This is a genomic window from Escherichia sp. E4930 (genome assembly GCF_005845405.1).
GTDB lineage: Bacteria > Pseudomonadota > Gammaproteobacteria > Enterobacterales > Enterobacteriaceae > Escherichia.
In genome coordinates this window covers 378,495-400,672 of sequence record NZ_VCDZ01000002.1, presented here as the reverse complement: position 1 = coordinate 400,672, position 22,178 = coordinate 378,495, and the positions used below count along the sequence as shown (strand labels likewise).

The following is a 22,178-nucleotide window of genomic DNA, read 5'->3' as shown; positions in this document are numbered from 1 at the left end:
CATCTTTGGACAGAATGTACACTTCAGATTCGAACTTGGTGTGCGGCTTGATGGTGCCCGGCTTAGCCAGTACCTGACCACGTTCGATTTCTTCACGTTTGATACCACGCAGCAGAACACCTACGTTCTCACCAGCACGGCCTTCGTCCAGCAGTTTGCGGAACATTTCAACGCCAGTACAGGTAGACTTCTGAGTCTCTTTGATACCAACGATTTCAACTTCTTCACCAACTTTGATGATACCGCGTTCTACACGACCGGTAACAACGGTACCACGACCGGAGATGGAGAATACGTCTTCGATCGGCAGCAGGAACGGCTTGTCAATCGCACGCTCTGGTTCCGGAATGTAAGAATCCAGGAAGCCAGCCAGTTCCAGGATTTTCGCTTCCCACTCTGCGTCGCCTTCCAGCGCTTTCAGAGCAGAACCACGAACGATCGGAGTGTCGTCGCCCGGGAAGTCGTACTGAGACAGAAGTTCACGAACTTCCATTTCAACCAGTTCCAGCAGCTCTTCGTCATCAACCATGTCACATTTGTTCAGGAACACGATGATGTACGGAACGCCTACCTGACGACCCAGCAGGATGTGCTCACGAGTCTGCGGCATCGGGCCGTCAGTCGCAGCAACTACCAGGATCGCGCCGTCCATCTGAGCAGCACCAGTGATCATGTTTTTAACATAGTCGGCGTGCCCCGGGCAGTCTACGTGTGCGTAGTGACGGGTCGGGGTGTCGTATTCAACGTGAGAAGTGTTGATGGTGATACCACGAGCTTTTTCTTCCGGCGCGTTATCGATCTGGTCGAATGCACGAGCAGCACCGCCGTAGGTTTTAGCCAGTACGGTGGTGATTGCAGCGGTCAGAGTAGTTTTACCGTGGTCAACGTGGCCGATAGTACCAACGTTAACGTGCGGTTTTGTACGTTCAAATTTTTCTTTAGACACGGCTATATTCCTTACTATAGTGCTCTCCCCTTCAGGAGAGAGCACGGGACTTTGGTATTAACCCTTAGGCTTATTTACCACGGGCTTCAATTACGGCCTGAGCAACGTTACTCGGCGCTTCATCATACTTCAGGAATTCCATGGTGTATGATGCACGACCTTTGGTCAGAGAACGCAGCTGAGTTGCGTATCCGAACATTTCAGACAGCGGTACTTCAGCGTGGATCTTAACGCCAGTAACTTCAGATTCCTGACCTTTGAGCATACCACGACGACGGCTCAAGTCACCGATAACGTCACCGGTGTTCTCTTCTGGAGTTTCTACTTCAACCTTCATGATCGGCTCAAGCAGAACTGGTTTCGCTTTCTTAAAGCCTTCTTTAAAGGCGATAGAAGCAGCCAGTTTAAACGCCAGTTCAGAGGAGTCAACGTCATGGTAAGAACCGAAGTGCAGACGAACACCCATGTCTACTACCGGGTAGCCTGCCAGCGGACCTGCTTTCAGCTGTTCCTGGATACCTTTATCAACGGCCGGGATGTATTCGCCAGGGATTACACCACCTTTAATGTCGTTGATGAACTCGTAGCCTTTCGGGTTTGAACCCGGCTCCAGCGGGTACATGTCGATAACAACATGACCATACTGACCACGACCACCAGACTGTTTCGCGTGTTTACCTTCAACATCGGTAACTTTCTGGCGGATAGTTTCACGGTAAGCAACCTGCGGTTTACCTACGTTCGCTTCAACGTTGAATTCACGCTTCATACGGTCAACGATGATGTCGAGGTGCAGTTCGCCCATACCCGCGATGATGGTCTGGTTAGATTCTTCGTCAGTCCATACACGGAAAGACGGGTCTTCTTTAGCCAGACGGCCCAGAGCCAGACCCATTTTTTCCTGGTCAGCTTTGGTTTTCGGTTCAACTGCGATGGAGATTACCGGCTCAGGGAATTCCATACGTTCCAGAATGATCGGCGCATCCGGGTCACACAGGGTGTCACCAGTGGTTACGTCTTTCAGACCGATTGCAGCAGCGATGTCGCCCGCGCGAACTTCTTTGATCTCTTCACGTTTGTTAGCGTGCATCTGAACGATACGACCGAAACGCTCACGTGCAGCTTTCACGGAGTTCAGTACGGTATCACCAGAGTTAACCACACCGGAGTAAACACGGAAGAAGGTCAGGTTACCAACAAACGGGTCGGTAGCGATTTTGAACGCCAGTGCAGAGAACGGCTCGTCATCACTTGCGTGACGTTCAGCCGGAGTGTCTTTACCGTCGTCCAGGATACCGTTGATCGCAGGTACATCAACCGGGGATGGCAGGTAATCAATTACCGCATCCAGCATCGCCTGAACACCTTTGTTCTTGAACGCAGAACCACAGGTTACCAGGATGATTTCGTTGTTCAGAACGCGCTGACGCAGAGCACCTTTGATTTCTGCTTCAGTCAGTTCTTCACCACCCAGGTATTTTTCCATCAGCTCTTCAGAAGCTTCAGCTGCGGATTCGATCAGGTTCTGGTGCCATTCGTTAGCCAGTTCAACCATGTCTGCCGGGATATCTTCGTATTCGAAGGTTACGCCCTGGTCAGCGTCGTTCCAGTTGATAGCTTTCATTTTCACCAGGTCAACAACACCGGTGAAATGTTCTTCAGCACCAATCGCCAGCTGCAGCGGAACCGGGTTCGCGCCCAGACGGGTTTTGATCTGGTTAACAACTTTCAGGAAGTTCGCACCCATGCGGTCCATTTTGTTAACGAACGCAATGCGCGGAACTTTATATTTGTTTGCCTGACGCCATACGGTTTCAGACTGCGGCTGAACACCACCAACTGCGCAGTAAACCATTACCGCACCATCGAGAACACGCATGGAACGTTCTACTTCGATTGTGAAGTCAACGTGCCCCGGGGTGTCGATGATGTTGATGCGATGCGGCTCATACTGCTTAGCCATACCAGACCAGAATGCAGTAGTTGCAGCGGAAGTGATGGTAATACCACGTTCCTGCTCCTGCTCCATCCAGTCCATGGTTGCAGCGCCGTCATGAACTTCACCGATTTTATGGTTTACACCGGTGTAGAACAGAATACGTTCGGTAGTAGTGGTTTTACCGGCGTCGATGTGCGCACTGATACCGATGTTACGGTAGCGTGCGATGGGTGTTGTACGAGCCATTTGTTTCCTCGTTTATCTTTTAGGCGTTCAATTTAAGTAGCCCAAAGCGGGCTGCTTACTGGAAGCGCCCGCCTGGTGACTAAAACTCCGAAGGGATTACCAACGGTAGTGTGCGAACGCCTTGTTGGCTTCGGCCATACGGTGAACGTCTTCACGTTTCTTAACTGCAGTACCTTTGTTTTCTGCAGCATCGGAAAGTTCGTTCGCCAGGCGCAGAGCCATGGATTTATCACCGCGTTTACGAGCAGCTTCAACGATCCAACGCATTGCCAGAGCATTACGACGAACCGGACGGACTTCAACTGGTACCTGATAAGTAGAACCACCAACGCGGCGAGACTTAACTTCTACAGTCGGGCGCACGTTTTCGAGAGCTACTTCGAATGCTTCCAGTTCAGATTTACCAGAGCGCTGAGCCAGGGTCTCCAGCGCGCTGTATACGATAGATTCGGCAGTAGATTTTTTACCATCTACCATCAGGATATTTACAAATTTAGCCAGCAGTTCTGATCCGAACTTCGGATCCGGCAGAATTTTACGCTGACCAATGACGCGACGACGTGGCATGGAAATACTCCGTTGTTAATTCAGGATTGTCCAAAACTCTACGAGTTTAGTTTGACATTTAAGTTAAAACGTTTGGCCTTACTTAACGGAGAACCATTAAGCCTTAGGACGCTTCACGCCATACTTGGAACGAGCCTGCTTACGGTCTTTAACGCCGGAGCAGTCAAGCGCACCACGTACGGTGTGGTAACGAACACCCGGGAGGTCTTTAACACGACCGCCACGGATCAGGATCACGGAGTGCTCCTGCAGGTTGTGACCTTCACCACCGATGTAGGAAGTCACTTCGAAACCGTTAGTCAGACGAACACGGCATACTTTACGCAGTGCGGAGTTCGGTTTTTTAGGGGTGGTAGTATATACACGGGTACATACGCCACGTTTTTGCGGGCATGCTTCCAGCGCAGGCACGTTGCTTTTCGCAACTTTGCGAGCACGTGGTTTGCGTACCAGCTGGTTAACTGTTGCCATTAAATAGCTCCTGGTTTTAGCTTTTGCTTCGTAAACACGTAATAAAACGTCCTCACACAATATGAGGACGCCGAATTTTAGGGCGGTGTCGAAAAGGTGTCAAGAAATATACAACGATCCCGCCGTCACCAGGCCATCTGGCTGGTGTGCTTAACCGTAAGTCTGACGAAATCAGTATAGTCAATCGGGACGATATCGTTCGAAATTTGAGCAGTCAAACCGCGGGCAATGAGGTCTTCGTTCAGGGCATAAACCTTAATGGGGGCATTACGCAGACTTTCAAGGTAGCGGTTGCCGTCAACTGCGGCAGTTACGCCATCCTGTAATAACAGCAGTTCGTCGCCCTCACTGAGCAGACGCAGCAGCGCAGGAAAATCTGTCAGCCAGGGAGAGCGATGTAATGTGTGCAACATGTACGCCTCAAAATTTCAAAATAACATCGTAGTTGGCGAGTTCGCGGCGTAAGGCATCTGCTTCGAGCGGCGTGGCTTCGACAACAAAGGGTGTCTGCGGATCTAACCCTCGTTCGCGCAGAGAAGCCGCACAAACCCAGCACTGTTCAATGTCATACAGATCCAGCAATTTAAGAGTGGCAATGTAATCACGCGCCAGCACCGCATCGGGCTTTTGTCCTGGCAGAAGCTGAAAAACGCCATCGGCGATAAAGAAGACGGCGAGATCGTCAGTTAAAGCGGAAGTTGCGAGTAAAGCATCTAATCCCTCGCGACCAGCCGTGGTGCCATGAGGCGCAGTAGAAAAGACAAACGCTATTCGTTTCATCAGAACTGTACCACCCTGTCACAGGTTAGTGAGGCTTCTGCCAGAGCGCCAAGTCCACTTAAGGTAAATCCCGGCTGAAGGTTTGACGAGGCCAGTCCCAGTCTTCCAGCTTCAGTTTCATCGACGATACCGCGGCGTAACGCTGCCGCCACGCAGATATTCAGTGCCACACCATGTTTCGCATTCAACTGTTGCCAGCCGCGCACAAGGTCAAATTCGTCACTTGCCGGAGAAGTTAACTGGTTAGCGTTATAGACCCCTTCCCGGTAGAAAAAGACGCTACTCAACTCATGGCCTTCTGCTATCAGCGCCTGTGCAAACTGAAAAGCACTACTCGCCTGTTGCGTTCCGTATGCTGGCCCGGTCACCACGATGGCAAAACGCATTACTTATCTTGCCCCTGGAAATCACCGCTCTTGAACTGACGGATATAGAGATAAACAGTATGTTTGGAGATATTGAGACGATCAGCAACCTGGTTGATCGCATCTTTGATATCGAAAATGCCTTTCTCGTAAAGATTCAACACGATTTGACGATTTTTGGCGTTATTAGAAACATTACGATCGGCGTTCACTTCTTCAATGGTGAACTCCAGTGTTTGGGTAACCAGATCTTCAACCGAAGACGCAAAGTTGACACTTGAACCGACGTCCGGGGTTTCTGGCGGCACAAAAGTGCTCATAATCTGCGAGAAGGGAACATCAAGATTCATATTGATGCACAGCAGACCAATTACACGCTGTTCGCGGTTACGAATCGCGATGGTCAGGGACTTCATTAATACGCCGCTTTTGGCGCGAGTAAAGTAGCATTTAGAAACGCTGCTATCCGCTCCCGTCATGTCGTGCAGCATTCGCAGTGCCAGATCGGTAATTGGCGAGCCAATCTTCCGGCCTGTATGTTCGCCGTTGGCAATACGAATGGCTGAACATTTTAAATCCTGCAAAGAGTGCAAAACGATTTCACAGTGGGAACCAATGAGCATCGCTAACCCGTCCACCACCGCTTCGTAGGATTTCAGAATATCAAAATCGGTCTGGTCGAAAGGACGTTGATCCAGTAAATCCAACTCACTGGTTTCGTTGGTTAAAAGCGACCTGGACATGAAAAAAAACACTCCTTTTCAGGAGCCTGTCGTTAACTTTTCAGGGCAGGCTCATTAATGATGCGGGTAATTAAATTAATACAGCGGAGGTTCCGCTTTCCAGCACTAATTATATCCGGCCTGCAATAAAAAAACCGCCGCCTGGTCAGGCGGCGGTTTTTAATGCTTATTTTTTAGCAGAATCTGCTGCTTTAGCATCTGCTTCTGGCTTCGTATCAGCCTTCGGTGCTGGTTTCACATCCAGCAGTTCTACGTCAAATACCAGAGTAGAGTTCGGTGGGATCCCCGGAACGCCCGCTTTGCCGTAAGCCAGCTCTGGTGGAATAACCAGTTTGATCTTACCGCCTTTCTTGATGTTCTTCAGACCTTCAGTCCAGCCAGGGATCACGCCGTCCAGACGGAACGAGAGCGGTTCACCACGGGTATATGAGTTATCGAACTCTTTACCGTCAATCAGCGTACCTTTGTAGTTCACTACTACAGTATCGCTGTCTTTCGGTGCTTCGCCTTTACCAGCTTCCACTACCTGATAAACCAGGCCAGTTGAAGAGGTTTTTACACCTTTCTCTTTGGCAAATTTCTCGCGGTACTCTTTACCTTTCGCTTCGTTATCAGCAGCATCTTTTTCCATCTTCGCCTGAGCGGAGGACTTCACGCGTGCTTCAAACGCTTGCAGAGTCTGTTCGATCTCTTGATCGGAGAGTTTGCTTTTATCCGCAAATGCATCCTGAACACCCGCGATTAGCTGATCTTTATCCAGTTTGATGCCCAGCTTTTCTTGTTCTTTCAGAGAATTGTCCATGTAACGACCGAGCGAAGCACCCAGCGCGTAAGCTGATTTCTGATCGTCATTTTTGAACGCTGCTTTGCTGTCAGCAGTTGCAGTTGGTTTCGCCGCTTCGGCAGCAAAAGTGATTGGTGCATGCAGGGCAACGGCCATTGTGGTCGCCAGCAGCGTTACTTTAAACAGTGATTTCATCCATATCTCCAGGATCGGGGCATCTCACCCCTGGGTTAACTATTATCAGAAAGGTACTATAAAACGTTGTCGAACAAATCTACATACAGATACGCCCTATTATCATCTATTTTCAGACTCTTTTTGTTTAAATTAGTTTCGATGACTTCGAAATGAGTGCTGTCTCGGGCAGCAAAGTTAAGTAGAATCCGCGGCGACTATTCGACAAAAGAGGTGAATCATGCAGGATTTAACTTTGGAAGCACGCCTGGCAGAACTGGAGAGCCGGCTGGCTTTTCAGGAAATCACCATTGAAGAACTGAACGTCACGGTGACCGCTCATGAAATGGAGATGGCGAAACTGCGCGATCATCTGCGTCTGCTGACCGAGAAGTTAAAAGCCAGCCAGCCGTCGAACATCGCGTCGCAGGCTGAAGAAACGCCACCGCCACATTATTGAGGCGTAAAAAAAGCGGGGATTCCCCGCTTTTTTGTCACTTTTTCGGTATTAGTGGCAACCGCAACCGCCGTTACCTTTACCGCCACAGCAGCCTTCGCCACCGTGTTCATGACCGTGATCGTGGCCATGACCGCCGCAGCAACCGTCGTGGTCGTGATCGTGGTGATGATCGTGCGCACCGTGAACGTGACCATGAGCCAGTTCTTCTTCAGTCGCTTCGCGAATCGCCACAACTTCAACGTTGAATTTCAGATTCTGACCAGCCAGCATGTGGTTACCGTCAACCACAACGTGATCGTCTTCAACCGCAGTGATTTCAACCGGTACTGGACCCTGGTCGGTTTCAGCCAGGAAACGCATACCTACCTGCAGTTCATCAACGCCCATAAATACGTCTTTAGGAACGCGCTGCACCAGGTTTTCGTCGTACTGACCGTAAGCGTCGTTCGCGCCAACAGCGACATCAAATTTATCGCCAACTTCATGACCTTCCAGCGCTGTTTCCAGGCCAGAGATCAGGGAACCGTGACCATGCAGATAGTCCAGCGGCGCACTCACCGGAGACTCATCAACCAACACACCGTCTTCTGTACGTACCTGATAGGCCAGGCTGACCACCAGGTCTTTTGCTACTTTCATGATATCTCCTGAGCATGGGAAGAATAGTGGCGCAGATTGTAGCGGAATTCTGCAGCCGTGTACTCACTAGCTTAAAAAAACTCGGCGCATATCGCTAGTCCGGATGAAAAATCCCGATCACTTGCTCATCTTTGCGAACGTGATCGCGGGCTTCTTTATCGACTTCACGCATCTGGTGTCCGCACTTAACACATTCAACAATATCAATATTATTTTCGCGCCACATCGCCATGGAATCTTGCGCCTGACAGGCCGGGCATTTTGCGCCCGCGATAAAACGTTTTCGGATTGCCATCTTTACCCTCTACTCAAATTCATCCCAGCCGTCCAGCTGGCGTCGTTCTTGTTGCATCTCACGCTGGAAAATCTCTTCCAGTTCGCGTCGGGCTTCCCTGGCGCGAGAAATTTGTACGGTATCAGCATGCATCGGGATTAACTCCCGCAGCATTCGCATATCCAGGCGGCGAAAATGCAGTTGCGCGCGCTGCGCCTGATGCGGATGCATGCCAAGCGTGACCAGCGTTTTGCGCCCCAGCTCTAACGCACTGGAGAATGTCTCACGGGAAAACTGCGTCACCCCGGCCTGTAATAACTCATGCGCTTCCACACGTCCGCGCGCTCGCGCAAGAATATGCAAATGCGGAAAGTGTTGCTGGCATATTTCCACCAGCTTCATGGTGTCTTCCGGCTCGTTACAGGTAATGACAATAGACTCTGCGGCCTCTGCACCCGCAGAACGTAAAAGATCTACCTGCGTGGCGTCGCCGTAATAAACTTTGTAGCCATATTTACGCATCAGGTTAACGGCACTGATATCCCGCTCCAGCACGGTAATACGCATTTTATTTGCCATCAGCAAACGACCAATCACCTGACCAAAACGCCCAAAGCCCACGACTATAACCTGCGGTTTATCATCGTTGACCCACGGTTTTTCATCCTCTTCTTCCGGTCCGTTAAACTGGCGGGATAGCCATTTATCCACCAGCTTCATCAGCAGCGGCGTGGTCATCATGGAAAGCGTCACCGTCACCAGCAACAGCGCCATCTGGTCGCCCTGGAATAAGCGTTGTGAAGAAGCGGTAGAAAAGAGCACAAAGGCAAACTCACCGCCCTGACTCAATACGCCAGCAAACTGCATCCGCTCTGAGCTACGCACGCCATACAGTCGCGCCAGCAGATACAGCACGAGAATTTTCACCGCCACCAGCACAACCACGCTTATCACTACCCACAACAGATGGGTATAAAGCACCCCGAGGTTGAGCGACATGCCGACAGAGATAAAGAACAAACCGAGCAGCAAGCCTTTGAAGGGATCGATAGCCGTTTCCAGTTCATGGCGATATTCACTTTCCGCCAGCAGCACGCCCGCAATAAACGTACCGAGCGCCATCGACAGCCCCAGCGCATCCATAAACAATGCGGAACCCAACACCAGCAGCAGCGTCGCGGCGGTGAACACTTCCCGCACGCCAGAAGCTGCAATAAAGCGGAATACCGGACGCAGTAAATAGCGCCCGCCAATCAGCATGCCGACAAACGCCAGCACCTTCATGCCGATCTTCATCCAGTCGAAATGTTCGTCTGCCGAACCCGCCAACAACGGCACTAACGCCAGTGCCGGGATCACCGCCAGATCCTGAAACAGCAGTACCGAGAAACCTAACTGGCCGGATTCGCTGCGATTCATCCCTTTCTCACGCATCAGTTGCAACGCCATAGCGGTTGAGGACATCGCAAGGCCAATGCCGCCGACCACCGCCGCCTGCCAGGCGAAATCCGTCAGCATCAACAATCCCGCCAGCAACGCCGCGCTTAACAGCACCTGTGCCGCGCCTACGCCAAAAATCGAACGCCGCAGTTGCCAAAGCTTGGAGGGATTCAACTCCAGGCCGATGATAAACATCAGGAACACCACGCCGAGTTCCGAAAAGTGGAGGATCTCATCGACGTCGCTAATAAACCCCAGCCCCCACGGGCCAATTGCAATCCCTGCCAGCAAATATCCCAACACAGCGCCAATACCCAGCCGCGATGCCAGCGGCACCGCAGCCACCGCCGCGAAGAGAAACAGCACTCCTGCGAGTAAAAAATCGGAACCTTCCATCAGCGGCCTCCTGGAGACAGCGGATTTGCCAGCCAGTCACCGTAGGCTCTGGCGTGGCTCGCCAGCTCCTGTGCGCTTTGCCGTCTCGCCCAGTAAATAATGATGGGGCTTAACCAATGCATCCGGCACATGCCCGCCGCCAGTTCAAAGGGGCGCAGAACATCGCTCATCGGGTAGCGATTCAATGCGTCATAACGGTAAGCACTTTCCGGCTCGCCGGTGGTAATCACGCTACGCCAGTACTTTCCCGCCAGTTGGTTTCCCCCCGGCCCGCTGGCAAAACCACGACTTAATACCCGGTCCAGCCACTCTTTCAGTAGCGCCGGGCAGCTATAGGTATAAAGAGGATGCTGAAAGACAATCACCTCGTGCTCGCGCAGTAATGCCTGCTCACGGGGGATATCAATAAAAAAATCGGGATAGTGCGCGTAAAGGTCGTGCACGGTAACATTGCTGAGCTGCGTGGCCGGTTTAAGCAGTACCCGGTTTGCCACCGAGTCCTGAGATTCCGGATGGGCATACAGCAGCAAAACTTTCGCTGGCTGAGACATCATCCCCCTCCCGGTATGGTTTTTGTGTATAGTCGCTGTTTTGGGCTACCATTGCGCCCGGTGCGGCAGCTCGCCCATACATTACATTATCATAATGATAAGTTAACATAGTCTGAACATACGGCGCCTTATGATTGTTTTCTCCTCGTTACAAATTCGTCGCGGCGTGCGCGTCCTGCTGGATAATGCCACCGCCACCATCAACCCCGGGCAGAAAGTCGGCCTGGTGGGTAAAAACGGCTGTGGTAAATCTACCCTGCTGGCATTGCTGAAAAATGAAATCAGCGCCGACGGCGGCAGCTACACCTTTCCGGGAAGCTGGCAACTGGCGTGGGTGAATCAGGAAACGCCGGCGTTACCGCAAGCGGCGCTGGAATATGTCATTGACGGCGACCGTGAATATCGTCAACTGGAAGCGCAGCTACACGACGCCAACGAACGTAACGATGGGCACGCCATTGCGACCATTCATGGCAAGCTGGATGCTATTGACGCATGGAGTATTCGTTCCCGTGCCGCCAGCCTGCTGCACGGCCTCGGTTTCAGCAATGAACAACTGGAGCGCCCGGTGAGTGATTTCTCCGGTGGCTGGCGTATGCGTCTTAACCTTGCCCAGGCGCTGATTTGCCGTTCAGACTTGCTGCTGCTCGACGAACCGACTAACCACCTCGATCTCGATGCCGTTATCTGGCTGGAAAAATGGCTGAAGAGCTATCAGGGCACGCTGATCCTGATCTCTCACGACCGCGACTTCCTCGATCCGATAGTGGATAAAACTATTCATATCGAACAACAAAGCATGTTCGAGTACACCGGTAACTACAGTTCGTTTGAAGTACAGCGCGCCACCCGTCTGGCGCAGCAACAAGCGATGTATGAAAGCCAGCAGGAACGCGTAGCGCATCTGCAAAGTTATATCGACCGTTTCCGTGCCAAAGCCACCAAAGCGAAGCAGGCCCAGAGCCGCATTAAGATGCTCGAGCGTATGGAGCTGATTGCCCCGGCGCACGTCGACAACCCGTTCCGTTTTAGCTTCCGCGCGCCGGAAAGTCTGCCAAATCCGTTACTGAAGATGGAAAAAGTCAGCGCAGGCTATGGCGATCGCATTATTCTCGACTCGATTAAACTGAATCTGGTCCCTGGCTCGCGCATTGGTCTGTTAGGCCGCAACGGCGCGGGTAAATCGACATTAATCAAACTGTTAGCCGGTGAACTTGCGCCAGTCAGCGGTGAAATTGGTCTGGCGAAAGGGATCAAGCTCGGCTACTTCGCCCAGCATCAACTTGAATACCTGCGCGCCGACGAATCGCCTATTCAACATCTGGCACGTTTAGCGCCGCAGGAGCTGGAGCAAAAACTGCGTGACTATCTCGGCGGCTTTGGTTTCCAGGGCGATAAAGTGACGGAAGAAACGCGCCGCTTTTCCGGTGGTGAAAAAGCCCGCCTGGTGCTGGCATTAATCGTCTGGCAGCGTCCGAATCTGCTGCTGCTCGACGAACCGACCAACCACCTTGACCTCGACATGCGTCAGGCACTGACTGAAGCGTTGATCGAGTTTGAAGGCGCGCTGGTTGTCGTTTCGCACGACCGTCATTTGCTGCGTTCCACCACTGACGATCTCTATCTGGTTCACGATCGTAAAGTCGAACCGTTCGACGGCGATCTGGAAGATTATCAACAGTGGTTGAGCGACGTACAAAAGCAGGAAAACCAGGCCGACGACGCGCCAAAAGAGAACGCGAACAGCGCCCAGGCGCGTAAAGATCAGAAGCGTCGGGAAGCGGAGCTGCGTGCGCAAACCCAGCCACTGCGTAAAGAGATCGCCCGTCTGGAAAAAGAGATGGAGAAGCTGAATGCGCAACTGGCGCAGGCGGAAGAGAAACTCGGCGACAGCGAACTGTACGATCAGAGCCGTAAAGCGGAATTGACCGCCTGCCTGCAACAACAAGCCAGCGCCAAATCCGGCCTGGAAGAGTGCGAAATGGCGTGGCTGGAAGCCCAGGAGCAGCTTGAGCAGATGCTGCTTGAAGGCCAAAGTAACTGATGGCGCAGATAACGACGACCGATGCCAATGAATTCAGTAGCAGTGCTGAATTCATCCCTATGCGTGGTTTCAGCAATTGCCATCTACAAACCATGCTGCCACGTCTGTTTCGTCGTCATGTGAAATTTACTCCGCACTGGCAGCGGCTGGAGTTGCCCGACGGTGATTTTGTCGATCTCGCGTGGAGTGAAGATCCTGCACAGGCGCAACATAAACCGCGTTTAGTGGTATTTCACGGGCTGGAAGGCAGCCTCAATAGCCCTTACGCCCACGGCCTGGTTGATGCGGCGAAAAAGCGCGGCTGGCTGGGTGTGGTGATGCATTTTCGCGGATGCAGCGGTGAACCTAACCGCATGCACCGCATTTACCATTCGGGCGAAACCGAAGATGCCAGTTGGTTTTTACGCTGGCTGCAACGCGAATTTGGTCATGCGCCAACGGCTGCCGTCGGCTATTCGCTCGGCGGTAATATGCTGGCCTGTTTGCTGGCAAAAGAAGGCAATGATCTCCCGATTGATGCGGCGGTGATTGTCTCTGCGCCGTTTGTGCTGGAAGCCTGTAGTTACCATATGGAAAAGGGCTTTCCCCGCGTTTATCAGCGTTATTTGCTGAACCTGCTAAAAGCCAATGCTGCGCGCAAGCTGGCGGCCTACCCCGGTACGCTGCCGATTAATCTCGCGCAGTTAAAATCGGTACGTCGCATCCGTGAATTTGACGATCTGATCACCGCCAGAATTCACGGCTACGCCGACGCTATCGACTATTATCGTCAGTGTAGCGCCATGCCGATGCTCAATCGGATCGCTAAACCGACGCTGATTATTCACGCCAAAGACGATCCGTTTATGGATCATCAGGTGATCCCGAAACCGGAAAATCTTCCTCCGCAAGTAGAGTATCAACTGACCGAACATGGGGGTCATGTTGGTTTTATTGGCGGTACATTACTTCACCCGCAAATGTGGCTGGAGTCACGCATTCCTGACTGGTTAACAACGTATCTGGAGGCGAAATCATGTTGATTCCCTGGCAAGACATCTCCCCTGAAACGCTGGAAAATTTAATTGAAAGCTTTGTGTTACGTGAAGGCACCGATTATGGTGAACAAGAGCGTACGCTTGAACAGAAAGTCGCCGACGTCAAACGCCAGCTACAGTGCGGAGAAGCGGTACTGGTCTGGTCGGAACTGCACGAGACGGTCAATATCATGCCGCGCAGTCAGTTTCGCGAATAACCTGCAACCGTCGGCGGACGAAATAATAATGATAGCCAAGTCATGGAGTTACTATGTCTGCCAAACATCCGGTCATTGCGGTAACAGGATCCAGCGGCGCGGGGACTACTACCACCAGCCTCGCGTTTCGTAAAATATTCGCCCAGTTAAATCTGCAAGCCGCCGAGGTGGAAGGCGACAGTTTTCACCGCTACACCCGCCCGGAAATGGACATGGCGATCCGCAAAGCGCGCGACGCCGGGCGGCATATCAGCTACTTCGGTCCCGAAGCCAACGACTTCGGCCTGCTGGAACAGACCTTTATTGAATACGGCCAGAGCGGCAAAGGGAAATCTCGCAAATATCTGCATACCTACGACGAAGCCGTACCGTGGAATCAGGTACCGGGGACATTCACCCCCTGGCAACCTTTACCGGAACCGACTGATGTACTGTTTTATGAAGGTTTACACGGCGGCGTAGTCACGCCACAGCATAACGTTGCGCAGCATGTAGACTTACTGGTTGGCGTGGTGCCTATCGTTAACCTTGAGTGGATTCAAAAACTGATCCGCGACACCAGCGAGCGCGGGCACTCACGAGAAGCAGTGATGGACTCTGTAGTGCGTTCAATGGAAGACTATATCAACTACATCACGCCGCAGTTTTCCCGCACCCATCTTAACTTCCAGCGCGTTCCCACCGTCGACACTTCAAACCCGTTCGCGGCAAAAGGCATTCCATCGCTGGATGAAAGCTTTGTGGTGATCCATTTTCGTAATCTGGAAGGGATCGATTTCCCCTGGCTACTGGCGATGTTGCAGGGCTCATTCATTTCCCACATCAATACATTAGTGGTGGCGGGCGGCAAAATGGGTCTGGCAATGGAGTTAATTATGCTGCCGCTGGTGCAACGACTGATGGAAGGGAAGAAAATCGAGTAACTTCACCAATAAGCCGGATAAAATACTATCCGGCATCACAACGGGGTAGTTAAATCACGCAGCAACCACTTCATAAGAGTGGGTAATATTCACGGCTTTTTCCAGCATCAGCGCCACTGAACAATATTTCTCAGCAGAGAGATCCACCGCACGCGCAACCGCTGCGTCCTTCAGGTCGCGACCGGTGACGATAAAATGCAAATTGATATGGGTAAACAGGCGCGGGGCCTCTTCGCGGCGTTCAGAGGTCAGTTTTACTTCACAATCGACCACATCCTGACGCCCCTTCTGCAGAATAGAAACCACATCAATGGCGCTACAGCCACCCGCCGCCATCAGCACCATTTCCATCGGGCTGGGCGCTTTATCGCCGGAGTTGCCATCCATTAAAATCTGGTGACCAGAGGCGGATTCGCCCAAAAAAGTTAACCCTTCAACCCACTTCACACGCGCTTGCATAATCGGAACTCCATTGCGTCAATTTTCCTGACAGAGTACGCGTACTGACCAAATCGCGCAACGGAAGGCGACCTGGGTCATGCTGAAGCGAGACACCAGGAGACACAGAGCGAAAGCTATGCTAAAACAGTCAGGATGCTACAGTAATACATTGATGTACTGCATGTATGTAAAGGACGTCACATTACCGTGCAGTTCAGTTGATAGCCCCTTCCCAGGTAGCGGGAAGCACATTTCGGCAACCCAGAGACAGCGCCGTTTTCTGGCTCTGGAGAAAGCTTATAACAGAGGATAACCGCGCATGGTGCTTGGCAAACCGCAAACAGACCCGACTCTCGAATGGTTCTTGTCTCATTGCCACATTCATAAGTATCCATCCAAGAGCACGCTTATTCACCAGGGTGAAAAAGCGGAAACGCTGTACTACATCGTTAAAGGCTCTGTGGCAGTGCTGATCAAAGACGAGGAGGGTAAAGAAATGATCCTCTCCTATCTGAATCAGGGTGATTTTATTGGCGAATTGGGCCTGTTTGAAGAAGGCCAGGAACGTAGCGCATGGGTACGTGCAAAAACCGCCTGTGAAGTAGCTGAAATTTCCTACAAAAAATTTCGTCAATTAATTCAGGTTAACCCGGATATTCTGATGCGTCTCTCCGCGCAGATGGCGCGTCGTCTGCAAGTCACTTCAGAGAAAGTGGGCAACCTCGCTTTCCTCGACGTTACAGGTCGCATCGCGCAGACGCTGCTGAATCTGGCGAAACAACCCGATGCCATGACTCACCCGGACGGTATGCAAATTAAAATTACCCGTCAGGAAATTGGTCAAATTGTCGGCTGTTCTCGTGAAACCGTGGGGCGCATTCTGAAGATGCTGGAAGATCAGAACCTGATCTCCGCACACGGTAAAACCATCGTCGTTTACGGCACCCGTTAACCCCATCGGAGTGGCGCGTTACCTGGTAGCGCGCCATTTTGTTTAAACCGATGTGGCGCAGACTGATTTATCATCCTGATATCAACTATGCACTACGACAAACACTGGTGCTATGTTTGCCCGTGGCCGTTGGTCTGTTGTTTGGCGAATTAAGACTCGGCCTGCTGTTTTCACTCGTCCCTGCCTGTTGCAACATTGCGGGGCTTGATACCCCCCATAAACGTTTTTTCAAACGCTTGATTATTGGCGCGTCGCTGTTTGCTACCTGTAGCTTACTGACACAGCTGCTGTTGGAAAAAGATATCCCCCTGCCCTTTCTGCTGACCGGGTTAACGCTGGTACTTGGCGTCACTGCTGAGCTTGGGCCATTACACGCAAAATTGCTTCCTGCATCGCTGCTGGCTGCCATTTTTACCCTCAGTCTGGCGGGATATATGCCGGTCTGGGAGCCATTGCTCATTTATGCGTTAGGCACACTCTGGTACGGGCTGTTTAACTGGTTTTGGTTCTGGATCTGGCGCGAACAACCCCTACGCGAATCACTTAGTCTGCTCTACCGTGAACTGGCTGATTACTGTGAAATCAAATACAGTCTGCTCACTCAGCACACCGATCCCGAAAAAGCGCTCCCGCCACTACTGGTACGCCAGCAAAAAGCGGTCGATTTAATTACCCAGTGCTATCAGCAAATGCACATGCTTTCCGCGCAAAATAATACTGACTACAAGCGGATGTTGCGCATTTTCCAGGAAGCTCTGGATTTACAGGAACATATTTCGGTCAGTTTGCATCAACCTGAAGAGGTGCAAAAGTTGGTCGAGCGTAGCCATGCGGAGGAAGTTATCCGCTGGAATGCGCAAACCGTCGCCGCTCGCCTGCGCGTGCTGGCTGATGACATTCTTTACCATCGCCTGCCGACGCGTTTTACGATGGAGAAGCAAATTGGCGCACTGGAGAAAATCGCCCGTCAGCACCCGGATAATCCTGTTGGGCAATTCTGCTACTGGCACTTCAGCCGCATCGCTCGTGTGCTGCGTACCCAGAAACCGCTCTATGCCCGCGATCTGCTGGCGGATAAACAGCGGCGGATGCCATTACTTCCGGCGTTAAAAAGTTATCTTTCATTGAAATCTCCGGCACTGCGCAATGCCGGGCGACTCAGTGTGATGTTAAGCGTTGCCAGCCTGATGGGCACCGCGCTGCATCTGCCGAAGTCGTATTGGATCCTGATGACGGTGTTGCTGGTGACACAAAATGGTTACGGCGCGACCCGTCTGAGGATTGTGAATCGCTCCGTGGGAACCGTGGTCGGGTTAATCATTGCGGGCGTGGCGCTGCACTTTAAAATTCCCGAAGGTTACACCCTGACGCTGATGCTGATTACCACCCTCGCCAGCTACCTGATATTGCGCAAAAACTACGGCTGGGCAACGGTCGGCTTTACCATTACTGCGGTGTATACCCTGCAACTGTTGTGGCTGAACGGCGAGCAATACATCATTCCGCGTCTTATCGATACCATTATTGGTTGTTTGATTGCCTTCGGTGGCACGGTATGGCTGTGGCCGCAGTGGCAGAGCGGGTTATTGCGTAAGAACGCCCATGATGCTTTAGAAACCTACCAGGAAGCGATTCGTCTGATCCTGAGTAAAGATCCGCAACCAACACCACTGGCCTGGCAGCGAATGCGGGTTAATCAGGCACATAACACTCTGTATAACTCATTAAATCAGGCGATGCAGGAACCCGCATTTAACAGCCATTATCTGGCTGACATGAAACTGTGGGTAACACATAGTCAGTTTATTGTTGAACATATTAATGCCATGACCACGCTGGCGCGAGAACACCGGACATTACCACAGGAGCTGGCGCAAGAGTATTTGCAGTCTTGTGAAATCGCTATTCAACGCTGTCAACAGCGGCTGGAATATGACGAGCCGGGCGGGTCTGGTGACGCCAATATCATAGACGCGCCAGAGATGCTGCCGCACGAAGGCGCGGCTGGTACCCTGGAACAGCATTTACAACGGGTTATTGGCCATCTGAATACCATGCACACCATATCGTCGATGGCGTGGCGTCAGCGACCGCATCACGGGATTTGGTTGAGTCGCAAGTTGCGGGATTCGAAGGCGTAATCAATTCATTGCCAGAAGCGACACCCTTTGCCTGATACGACGCTGACGCGTCTTATCAGCCGACAAGCATACACTCGAACCGTAGGTCGGATAAGGCGTTCACGCCGCATCCGACATCTTTTGCCTGATGCGACGATGACGCGTCTTATTTACGCCTCGACCACCTTCGCCACCGCGTGGGCGAAACGTTGCATCCCTTCATCGATATCCGCATCTTCCACCACCAGCGACGGCGCAAAACGCATCACATCCGGCCCGGCGTTCAGCACCATTACGCCAGCCTCTGCGCCCGCATAAAGGAAATCACGCGCCTGACCTTTGTATTGTGGTTTCAGCTCCGCGCCAATCAACAACCCCATACCGCGAATATCGCTAAACACATCAAACTGCTGATCTATCTTCTGCAAATGATCAACAAAACGCTGACGTTTCGCGTGAATGCCTTCCAGCACTTCAGGGGTATTGATGATATCAAAGGCCGCGCCCGCCACCGCACAGGCCAGCGGATTACCGCCGTAGGTGGAACCGTGAGAACCAGGATGAAACGCTGAAGCAATCTCCGCCGTGGTCAGCATGGCGCTAATCGGGAAGCCGCCGCCCAGGGCTTTCGCAGAGGTCAAAATATCTGGCGTCACGCCGTAGTGCATATAGGCAAACAAATCGCCAGTCCGCCCCATTCCGCACTGCACTTCATCAAACACCAGCAATGCCTGATGCTGATCGCACAACTCACGCAAGCCCTGCAAAAACGCTGGCGTCGCCGCCGTCACGCCGCCCTCGCCCTGAATAGGCTCAACCACCACCGCGCAGGTATGGTCATCCATCACCGCTTTCACTGCGTGAAGATCATTAAAAGGCACGTGGATAATATCTGCCGGTTTTGGCCCAAAGCCGTCGGAATATTTCGGCTGCCCGCCCACAGAAACGGTAAACAACGAGCGACCATGAAAGGCGTTATGGAAGGCGATGATTTTGGTTTTGAACGGACTATGACGCACGCAGGCGTAGTGACGCGCCAGTTTAAAGGCGGTTTCGTTGGCTTCCGTACCGGAGTTCATAAACACCACGCGTTCGGCAAACGTCGCCTCAATCAGTTTACGCCCAAGACGCAGCGCCGGTTCATTGGTGAAAACGTTGCTGATATGCCACAGGGTTTCCCCCTGGGTTTTTAACGCTTCCACCAGCGCCGGATGGCAATGGCCTAACGCCGTTACCGCAATGCCACCCGCGAAATCGACATACTCTTTGCCTTGCTGATCCCAGACTCGGCTGCCCTGACCTTTTACCGGAATAAACTCTGCCGGTGCATAAATCGGCAGGATCACTTCATCGAAAGTCGCGCGTGTAATTGCTGCTTGTTCAGTTGCCATCTCATGATCACCCTGTTACGCATAAACCAATGTGAAATTATAATCACAAAATATGCATAAAAAATCACTAGATAGCAACCAGAAATCAGCGATGCAGGAAATTCGCCAGCAGTTGATGCCCCTGCTCGCTGAGAATGCTTTCCGGATGGAACTGCACACCTTCAAGATCCCACTGGCGATGACGAATCCCCATAATCTCCCCGGTTTCGCTCCAGGCCGTCACGTCAAAGCACGCTGGTAATGAGTCAGGTTCCACCACCAGCGAATGGTAGCGCGTCACGGTGAGTGGATTCGCCAGCCCCTGGAATACGCCCTGGCCGTTATGCGTAATCGGTGAGGTTTTACCGTGCATGACCTTTGCGGCGCGCACAACTTTGCCACCAAAAGCCTGCGCCATCGCCTGATGACCGAGGCAGACGCCAAGAATCGGCAAGCGCCCGGCATAGTGGCGAATAACTTCAAGGGAGATCCCGGCTTCATCTGGCGTACAGGGGCCGGGTGAGATGACAATTTTTTGTGGTTTAAGGGCGTCGATATCCACCAGTGTCAACGCATCGTTGCGCTTAACCAGCACATCGGCCCCCAGTTCACAAAAGTACTGGTAGAGGTTCCAGGTGAAAGAATCGTAGTTATCAATAAGCAGGATCATGGCGGCTCCGGTACGAAAGAACCGCGCTATTTTACTCAGATTCCCCGGCTTCGCTTACCACTTTGCTAAATATCGTCTGCAGAGCCGTAAGGTCTCCCATTGCCCCATTCTGATTCGCCTGATTCCAGGCCTCTTCACCAATACCTTGCCAGTTCAGTTGATAGCCGGCATGAATCGCCAGTTGCTCGAAGAAGATCCGCTGTGCCAGGCCACTTCCCGCACGGAATGGGTGCAGGACGTTGATTTCACAATAGTAGTGCGCCAGCCGCTCGACGAACTTCGCTTTCTCAAGACCAACCAGATAACCTTCTTCCTCCAGATCCTGCATCAGGGCATTGCCCTCTTTTTCGATATAGGCAAAGTGGCAGAACGGCGTATCGCCCTGATAAATATCAACTTCGCGCAGTTGCCCTGCCCAGTCGAAAATATCCTGATACAGCTGGCGGTGAATAGCACGCAAATGCGGTAAACCGCGCACCAGTGGACCAAGCTCAATGGTCGCGGCACGCAGTGCCGTCATTTCGTAAGCGGCCTGTTCCAGCCGCTGCTGCTGGTGAATGTTCAGTCGATTACGCATGATATCAAGGCCAGGATAAAGATACGGGTCGCGCCCTTCGCCAAATTTATCGCTCATAATGCCTCCTCAGCTCTTCAAGGCGTGCTAAAGCCTCTGCGGCAGTAAGAGTGACTAATGGCATCTCGACGCCTTCAAGGCGGCGGCTGGCCTGGAAATTACGATTACGCTGAAGCTCCCAGAGACGGGACTTTTGCTTATCGGTGAGTTTCTTCACTTGATGCCTCCCTGAACGTGTCCGTTTGCCACAAGTATAAGCAGCAAATCCAGGTTACGCCGGGAGAGCAGAGGCGCGGGCAAGATTACCCGCGCGAGAAATCCTTACGGCAGGACTTTAGCGGAAAGGATAACTACCGGTTTTGACGGCACATTCTGGTACGGGCCAACATCATGGGTTGGGACCTGGGAAATCTTGTCAGCAACATCCATGCCTTTCACCACTTTACCAAATACCGCGTAACCGAAATCACGCTGACCGTGGTCGAGGAAGGCGTTATCGGCAACGTTGATAAAGAACTGGCTGGTGGCGCTGTCTTTGTCGGCAGTACGCGCCATCGCGATGGTGCCACGGGTGTTACGCAGACCGTTATCAGCCTCATTTTTGATCGGCGGATTCGGTTTTTTCTGCTGCATCTGCTCGGTAAATCCACCACCCTGAATCATAAAGCCCGGGATCACCCGGTGAAAAGTGGTGTTGTTATAAAAGCCGCTGTTCACATAATCGACGAAATTTTGCACTGATACTGGCGCTTTCTGGCTATCCAGCTCCAGTTCGATATTACCAGCAGAGGTTGTTAACAATACGTGCGGATCCCCTTTCGCTGCCATTGCTTCAGGTGAGAGAGCAGAAAGAGCGAAAACAGCTACAACAGCTGCCAGGGTCGATTTGAACATGAGATTTCCTTAACAGAGCAGAAAAAAAGCAAGTGGAGAGATTCTAAATAGCCTTCAATGACAAGGCCATTCCTTTACCTAATTTTACGCACTTGAAATATATGTAACCTGATGATCACGTATATTTCGTGATGAGAATCACCTTAAATATTGCAAATTAGCAACCGTTTGCAATTAAATA

The 22,178-nt window shown here is 52.0% G+C and carries 26 protein-coding genes; 7 read left to right on the top strand and 19 right to left on the bottom strand.

Going from position 1 to position 22,178, the window contains the following annotated elements; all coding sequences use genetic code 11:
• From tuf to fkpA, 9 genes are all read right to left on the bottom strand, one after another.
• On the bottom strand, positions 1-946 hold a 946-nt coding region (gene tuf, locus FFT88_RS03040), incomplete at its 3' end, for an elongation factor Tu (RefSeq protein ID WP_135405535.1).
• 70 nt (positions 947-1,016) lie between these two features.
• On the bottom strand, positions 1,017-3,131 hold the full coding sequence (fusA, locus tag FFT88_RS03035) for an elongation factor G (RefSeq protein WP_000124701.1): 2,115 nt from the start codon (positions 3,129-3,131) through the stop codon (positions 1,017-1,019).
• Positions 3,132-3,227: 96 nt separating this feature from the next.
• Positions 3,228-3,698 (bottom strand): 30S ribosomal protein S7, encoded by a 471-nt coding sequence (gene rpsG / locus FFT88_RS03030; protein ID WP_001138043.1) that lies wholly within the window; start codon positions 3,696-3,698, stop codon positions 3,228-3,230.
• Positions 3,699-3,794: 96 nt separating this feature from the next.
• Positions 3,795-4,169 carry a 30S ribosomal protein S12 gene (rpsL, locus tag FFT88_RS03025; protein ID WP_000246815.1) on the bottom strand — a complete coding sequence of 125 codons (375 nt, stop codon included), beginning with the start codon at positions 4,167-4,169 and terminating at the stop codon, positions 3,795-3,797.
• Positions 4,170-4,294: 125 nt separating this feature from the next.
• Positions 4,295-4,582: a sulfurtransferase complex subunit TusB gene (tusB, locus tag FFT88_RS03020; RefSeq protein ID WP_135405534.1), complete on the bottom strand. Its 288-nt coding sequence runs from the start codon at positions 4,580-4,582 to the stop codon at positions 4,295-4,297.
• Between the two features lie 7 nt (positions 4,583-4,589).
• The gene (gene tusC / locus FFT88_RS03015) at positions 4,590-4,949 is read right to left on the bottom strand and encodes a sulfurtransferase complex subunit TusC (protein ID WP_135405533.1); all 360 of its coding nucleotides are present in this window, start codon (positions 4,947-4,949) and stop codon (positions 4,590-4,592) included.
• Entirely contained in the window at positions 4,949-5,335 is a 387-nt protein-coding gene (gene tusD / locus FFT88_RS03010; protein ID WP_135405532.1) for a sulfurtransferase complex subunit TusD, read from the bottom strand. The genes tusC and tusD overlap by 1 nt, the downstream gene beginning before the upstream one ends.
• Positions 5,335-6,057 carry a transcriptional regulator gene (locus tag FFT88_RS03005; protein WP_000091466.1) on the bottom strand — a complete coding sequence of 241 codons (723 nt, stop codon included), beginning with the start codon at positions 6,055-6,057 and terminating at the stop codon, positions 5,335-5,337. Before FFT88_RS03005 ends, tusD begins: the two co-directional genes overlap by 1 nt.
• Before the next feature lie 166 nt (positions 6,058-6,223).
• Entirely contained in the window at positions 6,224-7,036 is an 813-nt protein-coding gene (gene fkpA / locus FFT88_RS03000) for an FKBP-type peptidyl-prolyl cis-trans isomerase (protein ID WP_130208921.1), read from the bottom strand.
• A 220-nt stretch (positions 7,037-7,256) separates the two neighbouring features.
• On the opposite strand from fkpA, the gene FFT88_RS02995 reads away from it, so the two are divergent.
• Complete coding sequence (locus FFT88_RS02995; RefSeq protein WP_064527535.1) at positions 7,257-7,475, top strand: protein SlyX; 219 nt, start codon at positions 7,257-7,259, stop codon at positions 7,473-7,475.
• 48 nt (positions 7,476-7,523) lie between these two features.
• On the opposite strand, the gene slyD is transcribed toward FFT88_RS02995, so the two are convergent.
• The 4 genes from slyD to kefG all read right to left on the bottom strand — a co-directional run bounded on the left by slyD (position 7,524) and on the right by kefG (position 10,775).
• A complete protein-coding gene (gene slyD, locus FFT88_RS02990; RefSeq protein WP_000861334.1) occupies positions 7,524-8,114 on the bottom strand; it encodes a peptidylprolyl isomerase in 591 nt (196 codons plus the stop codon).
• 94 nt (positions 8,115-8,208) lie between these two features.
• On the bottom strand, positions 8,209-8,409 hold the full coding sequence (locus tag FFT88_RS02985; protein WP_001007734.1) for a YheV family putative zinc ribbon protein: 201 nt from the start codon (positions 8,407-8,409) through the stop codon (positions 8,209-8,211).
• A gap of 9 nt (positions 8,410-8,418) precedes the next feature.
• Positions 8,419-10,224, bottom strand: coding sequence for a glutathione-regulated potassium-efflux system protein KefB (gene kefB / locus FFT88_RS02980; protein ID WP_000399122.1), 1,806 nt, complete (start codon positions 10,222-10,224; stop codon positions 8,419-8,421).
• Positions 10,224-10,775, bottom strand: coding sequence for a glutathione-regulated potassium-efflux system ancillary protein KefG (gene kefG, locus FFT88_RS02975; protein ID WP_001297514.1), 552 nt, complete (start codon positions 10,773-10,775; stop codon positions 10,224-10,226). Before kefG ends, kefB begins: the two co-directional genes overlap by 1 nt.
• A gap of 130 nt (positions 10,776-10,905) precedes the next feature.
• On the opposite strand from kefG, the gene FFT88_RS02970 reads away from it, so the two are divergent.
• Genes FFT88_RS02970 through FFT88_RS02955 form a run of 4 tightly spaced genes read left to right on the top strand, consistent with a single transcriptional unit; the run spans position 10,906 to position 14,976 of the window.
• Positions 10,906-12,819: an ABC transporter ATP-binding protein gene (locus FFT88_RS02970; protein ID WP_135405531.1), complete on the top strand. Its 1,914-nt coding sequence runs from the start codon at positions 10,906-10,908 to the stop codon at positions 12,817-12,819.
• Positions 12,819-13,841, top strand: coding sequence for a hydrolase (locus FFT88_RS02965; protein WP_135405530.1), 1,023 nt, complete (start codon positions 12,819-12,821; stop codon positions 13,839-13,841). The genes FFT88_RS02970 and FFT88_RS02965 overlap by 1 nt, the downstream gene beginning before the upstream one ends.
• Positions 13,835-14,053, top strand: a complete 219-nt coding sequence (locus tag FFT88_RS02960) for a YheU family protein (RefSeq protein WP_064527543.1) — start codon at positions 13,835-13,837, stop codon at positions 14,051-14,053. Before FFT88_RS02965 ends, FFT88_RS02960 begins: the two co-directional genes overlap by 7 nt.
• A 53-nt stretch (positions 14,054-14,106) precedes the next feature.
• Positions 14,107-14,976: a phosphoribulokinase gene (locus FFT88_RS02955; RefSeq protein WP_135405529.1), complete on the top strand. Its 870-nt coding sequence runs from the start codon at positions 14,107-14,109 to the stop codon at positions 14,974-14,976.
• A 54-nt stretch (positions 14,977-15,030) separates the two neighbouring features.
• Here the strand turns inward: FFT88_RS02955 and FFT88_RS02950 are convergent, their stop codons facing one another.
• The gene (locus FFT88_RS02950) at positions 15,031-15,435 is read right to left on the bottom strand and encodes an OsmC family protein (RefSeq protein ID WP_001148908.1); all 405 of its coding nucleotides are present in this window, start codon (positions 15,433-15,435) and stop codon (positions 15,031-15,033) included.
• A gap of 301 nt (positions 15,436-15,736) precedes the next feature.
• On the opposite strand from FFT88_RS02950, the gene crp reads away from it, so the two are divergent.
• The gene (gene crp / locus FFT88_RS02945; protein WP_000242755.1) at positions 15,737-16,369 is read left to right on the top strand and encodes a cAMP-activated global transcriptional regulator CRP; all 633 of its coding nucleotides are present in this window, start codon (positions 15,737-15,739) and stop codon (positions 16,367-16,369) included.
• A 50-nt stretch (positions 16,370-16,419) separates the two neighbouring features.
• Entirely contained in the window at positions 16,420-18,510 is a 2,091-nt protein-coding gene (locus FFT88_RS02940; RefSeq protein ID WP_135405546.1) for a YccS/YhfK family putative transporter, read from the top strand.
• Between the two features lie 149 nt (positions 18,511-18,659).
• Here FFT88_RS02940 and argD read toward each other — a convergent pair whose 3' ends face one another.
• From argD to ppiA, 5 genes are all read right to left on the bottom strand, one after another.
• Positions 18,660-19,880, bottom strand: a complete 1,221-nt coding sequence (argD, locus tag FFT88_RS02935) for a bifunctional acetylornithine/succinyldiaminopimelate transaminase (protein WP_135405528.1) — start codon at positions 19,878-19,880, stop codon at positions 18,660-18,662.
• A gap of 85 nt (positions 19,881-19,965) precedes the next feature.
• On the bottom strand, positions 19,966-20,529 hold the full coding sequence (gene pabA / locus FFT88_RS02930) for an aminodeoxychorismate synthase component 2 (RefSeq protein WP_135405527.1): 564 nt from the start codon (positions 20,527-20,529) through the stop codon (positions 19,966-19,968).
• Positions 20,530-20,560: 31 nt separating this feature from the next.
• Positions 20,561-21,163 carry a putative adenosine monophosphate-protein transferase Fic gene (locus tag FFT88_RS02925; protein ID WP_130217624.1) on the bottom strand — a complete coding sequence of 201 codons (603 nt, stop codon included), beginning with the start codon at positions 21,161-21,163 and terminating at the stop codon, positions 20,561-20,563.
• The gene (locus tag FFT88_RS02920) at positions 21,153-21,320 is read right to left on the bottom strand and encodes a YhfG family protein (RefSeq protein WP_000736860.1); all 168 of its coding nucleotides are present in this window, start codon (positions 21,318-21,320) and stop codon (positions 21,153-21,155) included. Before FFT88_RS02920 ends, FFT88_RS02925 begins: the two co-directional genes overlap by 11 nt.
• Positions 21,321-21,424: 104 nt before the next feature.
• Positions 21,425-21,997, bottom strand: coding sequence for a peptidylprolyl isomerase A (ppiA, locus tag FFT88_RS02915; RefSeq protein ID WP_064527557.1), 573 nt, complete (start codon positions 21,995-21,997; stop codon positions 21,425-21,427).
• Positions 21,998-22,178 lie beyond the last annotated feature (181 nt).

What these genes read in the sequence shown, in the direction of transcription:
- fusA (WP_000124701.1), bottom strand. Translation starts at nt 3,131, where the DNA reads ATGGCTCGTACAACACCCATCGCACGCTACCGTAACATCGGTATCAGT.
- rpsG (WP_001138043.1), bottom strand. Translation starts at nt 3,698, where the DNA reads ATGCCACGTCGTCGCGTCATTGGTCAGCGTAAAATTCTGCCGGATCCG.
- rpsL (WP_000246815.1), bottom strand. Translation starts at nt 4,169, where the DNA reads ATGGCAACAGTTAACCAGCTGGTACGCAAACCACGTGCTCGCAAAGTT.
- tusB (WP_135405534.1), bottom strand. Translation starts at nt 4,582, where the DNA reads ATGTTGCACACATTACATCGCTCTCCCTGGCTGACAGATTTTCCTGCG.
- tusC (WP_135405533.1), bottom strand. Translation starts at nt 4,949, where the DNA reads ATGAAACGAATAGCGTTTGTCTTTTCTACTGCGCCTCATGGCACCACG.
- tusD (WP_135405532.1), bottom strand. Translation starts at nt 5,335, where the DNA reads ATGCGTTTTGCCATCGTGGTGACCGGGCCAGCATACGGAACGCAACAG.
- FFT88_RS03005 (WP_000091466.1), bottom strand. Translation starts at nt 6,057, where the DNA reads ATGTCCAGGTCGCTTTTAACCAACGAAACCAGTGAGTTGGATTTACTG.
- fkpA (WP_130208921.1), bottom strand. Translation starts at nt 7,036, where the DNA reads ATGAAATCACTGTTTAAAGTAACGCTGCTGGCGACCACAATGGCCGTT.
- FFT88_RS02995 (WP_064527535.1), top strand. Translation starts at nt 7,257, where the DNA reads ATGCAGGATTTAACTTTGGAAGCACGCCTGGCAGAACTGGAGAGCCGG.
- slyD (WP_000861334.1), bottom strand. Translation starts at nt 8,114, where the DNA reads ATGAAAGTAGCAAAAGACCTGGTGGTCAGCCTGGCCTATCAGGTACGT.
- FFT88_RS02985 (WP_001007734.1), bottom strand. Translation starts at nt 8,409, where the DNA reads ATGGCAATCCGAAAACGTTTTATCGCGGGCGCAAAATGCCCGGCCTGT.
- kefB (WP_000399122.1), bottom strand. Translation starts at nt 10,224, where the DNA reads ATGGAAGGTTCCGATTTTTTACTCGCAGGAGTGCTGTTTCTCTTCGCG.
- kefG (WP_001297514.1), bottom strand. Translation starts at nt 10,775, where the DNA reads ATGTCTCAGCCAGCGAAAGTTTTGCTGCTGTATGCCCATCCGGAATCT.
- FFT88_RS02970 (WP_135405531.1), top strand. Translation starts at nt 10,906, where the DNA reads ATGATTGTTTTCTCCTCGTTACAAATTCGTCGCGGCGTGCGCGTCCTG.
- FFT88_RS02965 (WP_135405530.1), top strand. Translation starts at nt 12,819, where the DNA reads ATGGCGCAGATAACGACGACCGATGCCAATGAATTCAGTAGCAGTGCT.
- FFT88_RS02960 (WP_064527543.1), top strand. Translation starts at nt 13,835, where the DNA reads ATGTTGATTCCCTGGCAAGACATCTCCCCTGAAACGCTGGAAAATTTA.
- FFT88_RS02955 (WP_135405529.1), top strand. Translation starts at nt 14,107, where the DNA reads ATGTCTGCCAAACATCCGGTCATTGCGGTAACAGGATCCAGCGGCGCG.
- FFT88_RS02950 (WP_001148908.1), bottom strand. Translation starts at nt 15,435, where the DNA reads ATGCAAGCGCGTGTGAAGTGGGTTGAAGGGTTAACTTTTTTGGGCGAA.
- crp (WP_000242755.1), top strand. Translation starts at nt 15,737, where the DNA reads ATGGTGCTTGGCAAACCGCAAACAGACCCGACTCTCGAATGGTTCTTG.
- FFT88_RS02940 (WP_135405546.1), top strand. Translation starts at nt 16,420, where the DNA reads ATGTGGCGCAGACTGATTTATCATCCTGATATCAACTATGCACTACGA.
- argD (WP_135405528.1), bottom strand. Translation starts at nt 19,880, where the DNA reads ATGGCAACTGAACAAGCAGCAATTACACGCGCGACTTTCGATGAAGTG.
- pabA (WP_135405527.1), bottom strand. Translation starts at nt 20,529, where the DNA reads ATGATCCTGCTTATTGATAACTACGATTCTTTCACCTGGAACCTCTAC.
- FFT88_RS02925 (WP_130217624.1), bottom strand. Translation starts at nt 21,163, where the DNA reads ATGAGCGATAAATTTGGCGAAGGGCGCGACCCGTATCTTTATCCTGGC.
- ppiA (WP_064527557.1), bottom strand. Translation starts at nt 21,997, where the DNA reads ATGTTCAAATCGACCCTGGCAGCTGTTGTAGCTGTTTTCGCTCTTTCT.